Raw genomic sequence first — 12,340 nt, 5'->3', positions numbered from 1 at the left:
CCAGGGCTTTTCTTTCTTTGGCAGAAAGCGTGCCTACCGAGTCGATTAAAGCTTGCATGTACTACCTCTCCTAAGAAATTATTTTTTCAAGATCATCAGGAGATAAACGTTTGAGGGCCTCCAAAGATTTAGCCAATTCATCCTGCAGTGAAGAGGTCGTTTCCCGCAGGGCCTGAACCTTCTCGACAAAGGCCGACAGGCTCTCCGCGCCGAACAGCGACCTGATCGGAATATCCACGCCAAACTGCTGCTTGACCCGGGTCACGACCTGGGCCACCAGCAGGGAATGGCCGCCCAATTCGAAGAAGTTGTCGCTCAGGCCCACCCGGTCCAGCTTCAGCACATCGGCCCAGATCGCCGCGATCTGTTGCTCCAGTTCACTTTGCGGCGCCACATAGACTTGCTGCATTTGCTGCGCGTCGACCTTGGGCAGGGCCTTGCGGTCCAGCTTGCCGTTCGGCGTCAGCGGCAGCGCTTCGAGGAACAGCAGGTAGGTCGGCACCATGTAGTCCGGCAGATGCGCTTTCAGGGCCGCCTTGATGTTTTCCCGGAGCGCGGCCTGCGCTTCGATAGCCTCGGTGGTTTCGCTCGGCACGATATAGGCCACCAGTTGCTGGCCGTTGTCGCCGTCCTGGGCCAGGACAAAGGCTTCGCGCACCGCGGCCTGCTGCACCAGTCGCGCTTCGATTTCACCCAGTTCGATACGGAAACCGCGGACCTTCACCTGATGGTCGATTCGGCCGATGTACTCGATCACCCCATCGGCGCGATAGCGGGTCAGGTCGCCGGTGCGGTAGACCCGGCCACCGTCGCTGGAGAACGGATTGGGTACGAACTTCTCGGCGGTCAGCCCTGGACGTGCCAGGTAACCGCGGGTGACCCCGGCGCCGGCCAGGTACAACTCGCCAGCGCTGCCCACCGGCACCGGCTGCAAATCCGGGCTCAAGATATAGCTCTGGGTATTGCTGATGGCCCGGCCGATATTGGCCTGGCCACCCGCTTCGCGGCGGGTGTAAGTCGAGTAGGTGGTGTCTTCCGACGGACCGTAGAGGTCGTAGACATGCACCAGCCCCGGCTGCTGGTACAGGCTATCCACCAGCGCCTGCTTCAGCGGCTCCCCCGCCAGGTTGATGATCCGCACACCGGGCGGAATCTGCCCGCTGCGCTGCAACGCGGCAATCGCCGACGGCACGGTGTTGATCAACCGCACCCGATCGCGATCCGCCAGCTCCGGCAACTCCAGGGCGTTGCGCGCCAGGACGATAAAGCCGCCGCTGGACAGGGTGACGAACAGCTCCCACACCGACAGGTCGAAGCAGATCGAGGTCGAGGCCAGCACCCCTTGCAGGTCATCGGCGCTGTACACCCGGCTCGACCAGTCGATCAGCGCCAGCACGTTGCGATGGGCAATCGCCACGCCTTTGGGCAGGCCCGTGGAGCCCGAGGTGTAGATCACATAAGCCAGGTTGTCCGCGGTCGCTCGCGGCGCCGGGTTCTCCGGCGAATAGCCGTCCAGCCAGCCCGGTTGCGCATCCAGTTGCAGGGTTTGCAGGGACTCAATAGCCGGCAGCAGCGACAGCAACGCACTTTCGGTCAGCAGGATCTGCGCCTGGCTGTCGCGCAGCATATGGGCCAGACGATCCTGTGGATAATCCGGGTCCAGCGGCACATAGGCGCCACCGGCCTTGAGCACCGCCAGCAAGGCCACGACCATCTCCGGGGTGCGTTGCATGGCCACGCCGACCCGCACTTCCGGCCCGACACCGAGCTCGATCAGCTTGTGCGCCAGGCGGTTGGCCCGGGCATTGAGTGCCTGGTAGTCCAGGCTTTGCCCAGCAAACAACAGGGCTTCGGCTTCAGGGGTTTTCCGCGCCTGGGCCTCAACCCGTTGATGCACACCGTGCTCACTCGGAAACTCGACCGACGCCGGGGCCCATTCGTGCAGCAGCTTGTTCTGCTCGGAGGCCGCCAGCAGCGGCAAGTCCCCCAGGCGTTGCCGGGGTTGCTGGACAATGCCCTGCAGCAACTGCACCCAGGACTGGGCCAGGCGCTCGATGGTCGAGGGTTCGAACAGGTCGGTGGCGTAGGTCAGCGATGCCCAGAGACCGTCTTCGGATTCGAAGGTGTCCAGGCTCAGGTCGAACTGGGTACTGCTCTCCTCGCCACTGAGCATCTCCACCTGCAAGCCGGGAACCTCCAGGCCCCGGGCGCCCTGACGGGCAGCGGCCTGATGGTTGAACAGCACCTGGAACAGCGGGCTGTAGCTCAGGCTGCGCTCCGGGTTCAGGGCTTCCACCAATTGCTCGAAAGGCAGGTCCTGATGCTCCTGGGCTTCCAGGGCACGGCCTTTGACCTGGGCGAGGAAGTCGCTGAAGCTCGATTGCCCGTCGACCTCGGCCTTGAGCACCTGGGTGTTGACGAAGAAGCCGATCAGGCGCTCGGTCTCGACCCGGTTGCGGTTGGCGGTGGGCACCCCGACGCGGATATCGGCCTGGCCGCTGTAGCGGTGCAGCAGCACCTGGAACGAGGCCAGCAACAGCATGAACAGGGTCACCCCTTCGCGCTGCGCCAGTTGTTTCAAGGCGCCCGGCAACGCGCCGTCCAGGCTGATGCCCAGGCGCGCGCCACGGTGGCTTTGCTGCAACGGACGCGGATGGTCCAGTGGCAGGTCCAGCACCTGGGTGCCGCCTTCCAGTTGCCGCAGCCAGTAGCCCAATTGCCGCTCGCGCTCGCCGGCGTCCATCCACTGCCGCTGCCAGGCCGCGTAGTCCGCGTACTGCACCGCCAGCGCCGGCAGCTCGGCCGGCTGCCCCTGGGCATGGGCGCCATACAGCTGGATCAGCTCCTCGACCATCAGTTGCATCGACCAGCCATCGGAGACGATATGGTGCTGCACCAGCACCAGCACATGCTCGTCCGCCGCCAGGCGCACCAGGGTCGCGCGCAGCAAAGGCCCCTGGCGCAGGTCGAAGGCCTGGCGTACCTGGGTCTCGAGCACCTGCTGGATCAATTGCTCGGCGTTGCCGGCTTGCACCAGCAAGGACAGGTCCTGTCGCTCGATCCGCAAGCGGGCCTGGGCCTCGATCACCTGGGTCAGGCCCCGGGCGCCCTCGACAAAGCGTGTGCGCAGGGTTTCATGGCGAGCGATCAGCGCATCGAAGCTGCTCTGCAACGCCGCCTCATCCAGGGCGCCGCGCAGGCGCAGGGCCATGGGGATGTGGTAGGCGCTGCTGTCGGCATCCAGCTGCCAGAGGAACCACTGGCGCTCCTGGGCATAGGAGACCGCCAGGGGCTGCTGGCGATCCACCAGGGGAATCGCTTCCAGCGCTGCCGAGGTATCCGCTCCCAGCAGGCGCACGAAGTCTTCCAGCGACTCGCCTTCGAAGAGCCGCTTGAGCGGCGCCTCGATGCCCAGGTCCTGGCGCAACCGCGACATCACCTGGGTGGCGAGCAGCGAGTGGCCGCCGAGTTCGAAGAAGTTGTCGCTCAGGCCGACCTGTTCCAGCTTCAGCACCTGGGCCCAGATCCCGGCCACCTGCGCTTCAAGCTCGGTGCGCGGGGCCACATGGGCGCGCTGCAGCAAGCCGCTGTCGACGGCGGGCAAGGCGCCGCGATTGAGCTTGCCGTTGGCGGTCAGCGGCAAGGCCGGAAGGAACAGCACGTGGGCCGGCACCATGTACGCCGGCAGATGCTCGCGCAAGCCGGCCTTGAGGTGTTCCCGCAGCGCCAGTTGCGCGTCGGCCTGGGCCGCGTCGTTCCAGGCCAGGTCGTTCCAGGCCGGACCGGCCGGCACCACATAGGCCACCAGCTGCGGACCGTCCGGCCCTGCCTGGGCCAGGACCACCGCCTCGCGCACCGCCGGCAGTTCCAGCAGGCGTGCCTCGATCTCACCCAGCTCGATACGGAAGCCGCGAATCTTCACCTGATGGTCGATGCGACCGATGTAGCCGATCGAACCATCGGCCTGGTAACGCGCCAGATCGCCGGTACGGTACAGGCGCTCGCCCGCCTCGCCGAAGGGGTCCGGGACAAACCGCGCGGCGCTCAGGTCGCCGCGGTTCAGGTAGCCCCAGGCCAGCCCGGCGCGCCCGACATACAGCTCACCGATGCAGCCCTTGGGCACCGGTTGCAGGTTGCCGTCCAGCAGGTACCAGGACATGTCGGGGATCAACTCGCCGATCGGGCTGGCCCCCGCCAGCGTCAAGTCCGCCTGGGACAGCGGGCGGTAGGTGACGTGCACCGTGGTCTCGGTGATGCCGTACATGTTCACCAGCTGCGGCTGGCGGTCGCCGAAACGCTGGAACCAGGGTTGCAGGGTATTGACCTCCAGGGCCTCGCCGCCGAACACGATGTAGCGCAGTTCATGCCCCTGCTCGGCGGCGCAGGCCAGGTGCATCAGCTGACGGAAGGCCGACGGCGTCTGGTTGAGCACCGTGACCCCTTCGGCGCAGAGCAATGGGTAGAAGTCCTGGGCCGAACGCGCCACCTCCTGGGGCACGATCAACAGGCGCCCGCCATGCATCAGGGCGCCAAAGATCTCCCACACGGAGAAGTCGAAGGCATAGGAATGGAACAGGCTCCAGACATCCTCCGGGCCGAAGCGGAACCAGTCGGCGGTCGCCGCGAACAGCCGCAGGACGTTGTGATGGGGCTGCAAGGTGCCCTTGGGCTTGCCGGTGGAACCGGAGGTGTAGATCACATAGGCCAGGTCCTGCGGGGTCACCCCGACCTCGGGGTTGTGCGCCCCGTAGGCGTCCAGCGGCTGCTCGAGCAACAGGATGCTGCCGGCGAATGCCGGCAGCCCCTGGCGCAGATGTTCCTGGGTCAGCAACAGCCTGATGCCGCTGTCCTGCATCATGTGTTGCAGGCGGTCCTGGGGATAGGCCGGGTCCAGCGGCACATAGGCACCGCCGGCCTTGAGGATCGCCAGCAGGCCGATCAGCATCTCCAGGCCACGCTCCGCCGCCAGCCCCACCAGCACATTGGGCCCCACGCCCTGTTCGATGAGCTTGTGCGCCAGGCGGTTGGCCCGCTCATTGAGCTGCCGGTAGTCCAGGTGCTGGCCCTGGAACGTCAGGGCGATGGCCTCGGGCGCCTTCGCCGCCTGCGCCTCGATCAACTGGTGCACGCAGGCCGTCGAGGGGAATGCCTGCGGCTGCGGATTCCACTGGGCCATGCTCCGCGCCTGTTCCCCGGCGTCGAGCATGGGCAGTTGGCCAATGCGCTGCTCCGGCTGGCGGACCATGCCCTGCAACAACTGGCGCCAGTGGCCGGCCATCTGCTCGATGGTCGCGGCATCGAATACATCGGTCGCATAGATCAGCGAGGCGGCGATCCGGCCCTGGGTCTCCACGGTGTCCAGGGTCAGGTCGAACTGCGCCGACTGCCCCGCCGAGTCCAGGGCTTCGATGCCCAGGCCCGGCAGGCTGAAGGCAGCCGCTGGAGCCGAGGCCTCGACCTGATGGTTGAACATCACCTGGAACAGCGGGTTGTGGCTCAGGCTGCGCTCCGGTTGCAGCGCCTCCACCAGTTGCTCGAAAGGCAGGTCCTGATGGGCCTGGGCCGCCAGGGCGGTCTGCCGTACCTGCTGCAACAGCTGGCTTACGGACATCTGCCCGTCGACCTCGGCCTTGAGCACCTGGGTGTTGACGAAGAAGCCGATCAGGCGCTCGGTCTCGACCCGGTTGCGGTTGGCGATGGGCACGCCGACGCGGATATCGGCCTGGCCGCTGTAGCGGTGCAGCAAGGCCTGGAACGAGGCCAGCAACAGCATGAACAGGGTCACCCCTTCGCGCTGCGCCAGGCTGGCCAGGGCTTCACTCAAGGGCTGCTCCAGGGTCAGCTCCAGGCGCGCGCCGCGATGGCTCTGGACGGCCGGACGCGGACGGTCCAGCGGCAGTTCCAGCAGGGGCTGCTCGCCCCCCAGCTGCGCAGTCCAGTAGGCCAGCTGGCGTTCCTTCTCACCGGCTTCCATCCAGTTGCGCTGCCAGATGGCGTAGTCGGCGTAGTGGATCGGCAGCGGCGGCAGCTGGGGTTGTTGCCCCTGGCTGTAGCCGATGTAGAGGGCCATCAGTTCATCCACCATGACCTGCATCGACCAGCCATCGGAAACGATGTGGTGCTGGGTCAGGACCAGCACATGGTCGTCCTCGGCCAACTGCAACAGGCCGACCCGAAGCAAGGGCCCTTGCAGCAGATCGAACAGCTGCCGGGTCTGGGTCTGCACGAAACCCTGCACCGCCGTGTCGATCTCGCGTTCATCGGCCGCCAGCGTCTGGCGGGCGATTTCCAGGCGAACCTCGGGCAGCACCACTTGCAGCGCCGCGTCGGCATCCTCGACGAAATGCGTGCGCAGGCTTTCATGGCGGGCAATCAGGGTGTCGAAGCTGCGCTGCAAGGCCTCCACGTCCAGCCGACCACGCAGGCGCAGGGCCTTGGGAATGTGATAGGCCGTGCTGTCCGGCGCCAGCTGCCAGAGAAACCACTGGCGTTGCTGGGCATAGGAAAGCGGCAAGCGCTCCTGGCTCAGGCGCACTTCCGGAATCGGCAGGTTGGCCGGGGAAATGCCCTGCTCCAGCATCTTCTGCAGGTAGACCTTGCGCTTCTCCAGCGGCAGCAGGATGAAGCCTTTGACAATCTTCAACGCGGTGGCGTTATCCATTACACGGCCTCCATTTCGTCGAGCAACAGCTCCAGCGCGCTCAGATCGGCGCCCTGTGCCTGACCCGGGGCCTGCTGCAACTGGCTGACGAACAGCCCCAGGGTTGGAAATTCGAACGCCATCTGCACACTGACTTGACGCCCAAGCTTGAGCTGGACTCGAGAGACCATCGCGGTTACCAACAAGGAATGCCCACCTGATTCAAAGAAGTTATCGTTCATGCCCACTTGCTCGACTTCGAGCACCTCGGCCCAGATCGCCGCGACCTGTTGTTCCAGCTCGCTCTGCGGGGCGACATAGGCCTGCTGCAACAAGCTGGCGTCGGCCTTGGGCAGCGCCTTGCGGTCCAGCTTGCCGTTGGGGCTCAGCGGCAACGCTTCCAGGAACAGCAAATGGGCCGGCAGCATGTAGTCCGGCAGCACTTCCTTGAGCGCCGCTTTCAGTTGTTCCCGCAGCCGGGCCTGATCGTCCTGGCTGTCTGCGCTCACACCCTGGGCGGCCACCAGATAAGCCACCAACTGCGGACCACCCGCCCCCTCCTGGGCCAGCACCACGGCTTCACGCACCTGGGGCTGTTCCAGCAACCGGGCTTCGATCTCGCCCATCTCGATACGGAACCCACGGATCTTCACCTGATGGTCGATACGCCCGGCATAGTCGATCACGCCCTCGGCGTCGTAGCGCGCCAGGTCGCCGGAGCGGTACAGGCGCCCGCCGTCCTGGCTGAACGGATCGGGGATGAAACGTTCCGCCGTCAGGCCTGGGCGATCGTGGTAACCCCGGGCCAGCAGGTCGCCGCCGATCATCAGCTCGCCCGTGGCGCCCTTGAGGGTCAGGTTGCCGCTGTTGTCCAGCAGGTAGATGGCACGGCCAGGCAGGCCCTTGCCCAGGGGGATCTGGCTCGGCAGGGTTGCGCCGTCTTGCAGGTAGCCGCTGCAGTCATGGGCGGTGACACTCACCGTGGCCTCGGTGGGCCCGTAGGTATTGAGCAGGCATGCGTGCTTCAGCCCGGCCTTTTTCCAGGCGGCCACGCCTTCGGCCGCCATGGCTTCGCCGCCCAGGTTGAGCTGGCGCAGGCGCCCGAAGTCACGGGGTTCGCGGCTGGCGTAATCCTTGCCGAGCATGAACCAGTAGGCGGTGCTCAGGTCGACGATGCTGATGCCCTGCCCGATCAGTTCGCGGTAGAAGGTCTCGCTGTCCCACAGCTCTTTGCCGCGAATCACCACCGAGGCGCCGCAGATCAGCGCCGGGTATAGCTGCTCGACGAAGGCGTCGAAGTTGAAGGTGGAGAACTGCAGCCCACGGTCCTCGGCGGTCATCTTGAAATAATCCCGGGAAACCTGGGCGTGCTGGCTCAAGGCGCCGTGGCTGATATCCACGCCTTTGGGCCGGCCGGTGGAGCCGGAGGTGTACATCACGTACGCCAGGTTCTCCGGATTGCTGCGTTGGGCCGGATTGCCCCGGTCATCGCCAGCCAGCCATTCCTGGCCCTGATCCAGGCACAGGTGCGGCACCGCTACGCCATCCTGCAAGCGTTGCAGCAGTGGCGCCTGGGTCAACAGCAAGCGGATGCCGCTGTCCTGCATCATGTAATGCAGGCGGTCCTGCGGGTATTCCGGGTCCAGTGGCACGTAGGCGCCCCCGGCCTTAAGCACCGCCAGCAGGCCGACGATCATGTCCAGCCCGCGCTCCACGGCGATGCCGACCCGGACATCCGGGCCAATGCCCAGCTCGATCAGCTTGTGGGCCAGTTGGTTGGCGCGCTGGTTGAGCTGGCCGTAGCTCAGTTGCCGGTCGCCACACAGCAGCGCCACCGCATCCGGGGTGCGCCGGGCCTGGGCTTCGATCAACTGCTGGACGCACTGCGGCGCCAGGTCCCGCGCCGGGGTCCGGCTGCGCTGCTCGTCGATCAGCCGGCGCTCGGTGGCGCCGAGCAACGACAGTTCGCCGAGGCTGCCCTGCGGATTCGCCAGCATGCCCATGAGCAGTTGCTCCAGGTAGCCGGCCAGTTGCTGGATATTCGCCTGGGCAAAATGCTCCCGGGCATAGCTGTAGTCGAAGGACAGGGTCTGTCCCAGGTAGACCGACAGGGTCAGCGGGTAGTTGGTCTGCTCATGGTTGGCCGCCGTGCCGAAGCTCAATTGCGCCGGGGCGCCTTGTGCCAGGGCTTCGGACACCGGGTAGTTCTCGAACACCAGGATGTTGTCGAACAGCGCCTCGCCACCCAAACCGGCCCAGCGCTGCACTTCATACAACGGCGTGTGTTCGAAGTCGCGCAGGGCCAGGTTGCGTGCCTGCACCACCTGCAACCAGTCGCTGGCGGCCATGTCCGGACGCGGCGAAGCCACCACCGGCAGGGTGTTGATAAACAGGCCGATCTGCTGTTCCACGCCTTTAAGCTCCGCGGGACGCCCGGACACCGTGGCGCCGAACACCACCGTGTCCTGCCCGGTATAGCGTTGCAGCAACAGCAGCCAGGCAGCCTGCACCAGGGTGTTGACCGTGACCTTCTGCTGGCGGGCAAACTCGCTCAAGCGCTGGGTCTGTTGCCCGTCCAGTTGCTGCTGGTAAGCCCCGTAGCCTTGGTCCGCGGCGTCCTGCCCGCTGCGGCTGATGGCCTGGGCCAGGCGGGTCGGCTCGTCCAGGGTCGCCAGTTGCTGTTTCCAGAAGGCCTCGCCGAGCTGGGCGTCCTGGCGTTGCAGCCAGGCGATGTAGTCACGATAGCGGCCCGGCGCCGCCCCTGCCGATTGCCCCGAGTAACCTTGCAGGACTTCCCCCAGCAGCCGCGAGTTGCTCCAGCCGTCCATCAGGATGTGATGGTTGGTGTAGATCAGGTGATAGCGCTGGTCATCGAGACGCACCAGGGTCAGGCGCAGCAAGGGCGCCGCCGCCAGATCAAAACCGCGCTGGCGCTCCTGCCCGGCCAGGGCGTCCAGGTCCTGGGCCGCCGATGCCACGGCGCGCCAGTCATGCTCGACAAAATCCAGGGCCATGCGCTTGTGCACCACCTGGATCGGCGCCGGCAACTCGCCCTGCCAGAGAAAACCGGTGCGCAAGATATCGTGACGGTCGATGGCCGCTTGCCAGGCCTGACGGAAACGCTCGGGATCGAGCCCCTCCACGTCCACCCGCAGTTGGTTGATGTAGTCGCCGCCCTGTTGCTCATACAGGGTATGGAACAGCATGCCCTGCTGCATCGGCGACAGCGGATAGAGGTCCTCGACCTGGGGCAGCGGCACGGGCAAGCGATCCAGTTGCTGCTGGCTCAGGCGTGCCAACGGGAAGTCCGATGGGGTGACGCCACGGTGCTGCGGCTGGCTGCAATGCTCGATCAGCGCCTTGAGTTCCTCGGCATAGTCATCCGCCAGGCGCTGGATGGTCGCGGCGTCGAACATCTGTGTGCTGAAGGTCCAGCCCAGCTTCAACTGACCGCCATAGACCTGGCCATTGATGCTCAGCCAGTTACCCAACGGGGCCTTGGCACTCTGGTCTGCGCCCTTGGCTTCGGCACACGGGGCGAACCAGGCATCGGCCTCGTCGAAGCTGGCGTCGAACTGGCCCAGGTAGTTGAAGGTGATGCGCGGTACGGCCAGGGCCGCGAGGGTTGCCTGGGCATTGGCATCCCCCAGGTAACGCAGGGCGCCAAAACCGATGCCCTTGTTCGGCACTGCGCGCAGTTGCTCCTTGATCTGCTTGATCGAGTCGGCCAGGGCCGCCTGCGGCGTCAGCTTGACCGGGAATACGCTGGTGAACCAACCCACCGTGCGGCTCAAGTCGATGTTGTCGAACAGTTCTTCACGGCCGTGGCCTTCCAGTTGCACCAGGGCGCTGGCGTCACCGGTCCAGCGGGTGATGACCCGGGCCAGCGCGGTCAATAGCAAGTCGTTGATCTGCGTGCGGTAGGCCGCCGGGGCGTCCTGCAACAGGCGCTGGGTGTAGGTCGGGTCCAGCTCGGTGCTGACACTCAGGGCATCCTTGACCACCACCTGGTCCGTTATCCGGTCGCAGGGCAGGCGCGACTCGACGCCCTGCAATTGCGCCTGCCAGTAGTGCAGCTCCTGCTGCAGGGCTGTGCTGTTGGCATAGGCCTGCAACTGCCCCGCCCAGGCCTGGGTCGAGCTGGTCTTGACCGGCAGCTTGATGGTTTGCCCGGCCGCTTGCTGTACCAGGGCCTGATGCAGGTCTTCCAGCAGCACCCGCCAGGACACGCCGTCCACCACCAGGTGATGGATCGCCAGCAGCAGACGCTGGCTGCCGTCCTGCAAGGTCAAGAGCACGGCGCGCAGCACAGGCCCCTGTTGCAGATTGAGGCTGCGTTGCGCCGCGTCGCACAGGGTTTGCAGCGAATCTTGAGTCGCGTTGTCCGCCAGCCACAGCACCGCATCGGCTTGCATCGCGGCCAACGGTGCCGAAGTCACCGGCGCCGACGGCGCATAAGTCGCGACCCAGCCGGCCCCCTCTTCGACGAAGTTCAGGCGCAGGCCGTCGTGGTGTTCGAGCAAGGCGTGCAAGGCTTGCTCCAGCGCCTGGGCACTCAGGGTCTTCAGCGGCTTGAGCAGCACCGACTGGTTCCAGTGATGACGTTCCGGCACCGGGGTGTCGAAGAACCATTGCTGGATCGGCAGCAGTGCCATCTCGCCGCGCATCGGGCCCTGATCAATCTGCAACCCGCCCTCGCCCTGCTCCGCCACCGTGGCCAGTCCCTGCACCGTCTGGTGCTGGAACAGGTCTTTCGGGGTAAAACGAATACCGGCCTGACGGGCACGGCTGACCACCTGGATCGAGATGATAGAGTCGCCACCCAGTTCGAAGAAGTTGTCGGTCACGCCGACCTGTTCCAGCTTCAGCACATCGGCCCAGATGGCGGCGATCTGCTGTTCCAACTCGTTTTGCGGTGCGACATAGGTCTGCTGCATCAGTTGCGCATCGACCTTCGGCAGCGATTTACGGTCCAGCTTGCCGTTCGGCGTCAGCGGCAAAGCCTCCAGGAACAACAAATAGGTCGGCACCATGTAGTCCGGCAAGCTTTCCCGCAGGCGGGCCTTGATGCTTTCCCGCAGTTGCGCCTGGCGCTCATGGCTCAAAGCAACGTCGGCATCCACCGGCACGATATAACCCACCAGCTGCTGGCCGCTTGGCCCTGGCTGGGCGATCACCGCCACTTCCAGCACCGGTTCCTGTTCCAGCAAGCGCGCTTCGATTTCACCCAGCTCGATACGGAAGCCGCGCACCTTCACTTGATGGTCGACACGACCGACGTATTCCACCAGGCCGTCGGTGCGGTAGCGGGTCAGGTCGCCGCTGCGGTACAGCCGCGCACCCGTGGTGCTGTAGGGATCGGGGATAAAACGCTCGGCCGTCAGGCCCGGCCGATCCAGGTAACCCCGGGCCACGCCCAGGCCGCCCAGGTACAGTTCGCCCGCCACGCCCACCGGCAACAGATTGAGGTTGGCATCGGCGACGTAGGCGCTGCGATTGCCGACGATATTGCCGATCGGCGCATAGGCCGCATCGCACGGATCGCCGGCCTTGGCCTTCCAGATCAGCGGGGTGACCACGGTTTCGGTCGGGCCATAACCGTTGAAAATGTACTTCGGCCGCAGCACGCGCCAGGCCAGGTCGTAGCTGGCCTGGGGCACCGCATCACCACCGAAGCAATAGACCCGCACCGCCGGCGGG

The 12,340-nt window shown here is 65.6% G+C and carries 2 protein-coding genes; both read right to left on the bottom strand.

Annotated features, from left to right (window positions below; all coding sequences use genetic code 11):
- Positions 1-70: 70 nt before the first annotated feature.
- Positions 71-6,661, bottom strand: a complete 6,591-nt coding sequence (locus J4D28_RS30065) for a non-ribosomal peptide synthetase (protein ID WP_103331924.1) — start codon at positions 6,659-6,661, stop codon at positions 71-73.
- Positions 6,661-12,340 (bottom strand): non-ribosomal peptide synthetase (locus J4D28_RS30060; protein ID WP_207246518.1); only part of this gene is annotated, 5,680 nt, incomplete at its 5' end. The genes J4D28_RS30060 and J4D28_RS30065, both read right to left, overlap by 1 nt.

Origin of the sequence: Pseudomonas sp. GW531-T4 (genome assembly GCF_017349615.1) — a bacterium.
Classification (GTDB): Bacteria; Pseudomonadota; Gammaproteobacteria; order Pseudomonadales; family Pseudomonadaceae; genus Aquipseudomonas; species Aquipseudomonas chlororaphis_I.
This window is presented reverse-complemented; position numbering and strand designations above follow the sequence as displayed.

Bases quoted from the DNA above. Each gene is read 5' to 3' on its own strand.
- J4D28_RS30065 (WP_103331924.1), bottom strand. From the start codon at position 6,661: ATGGATAACGCCACCGCGTTGAAGATTGTCAAAGGCTTCATCCTGCTG.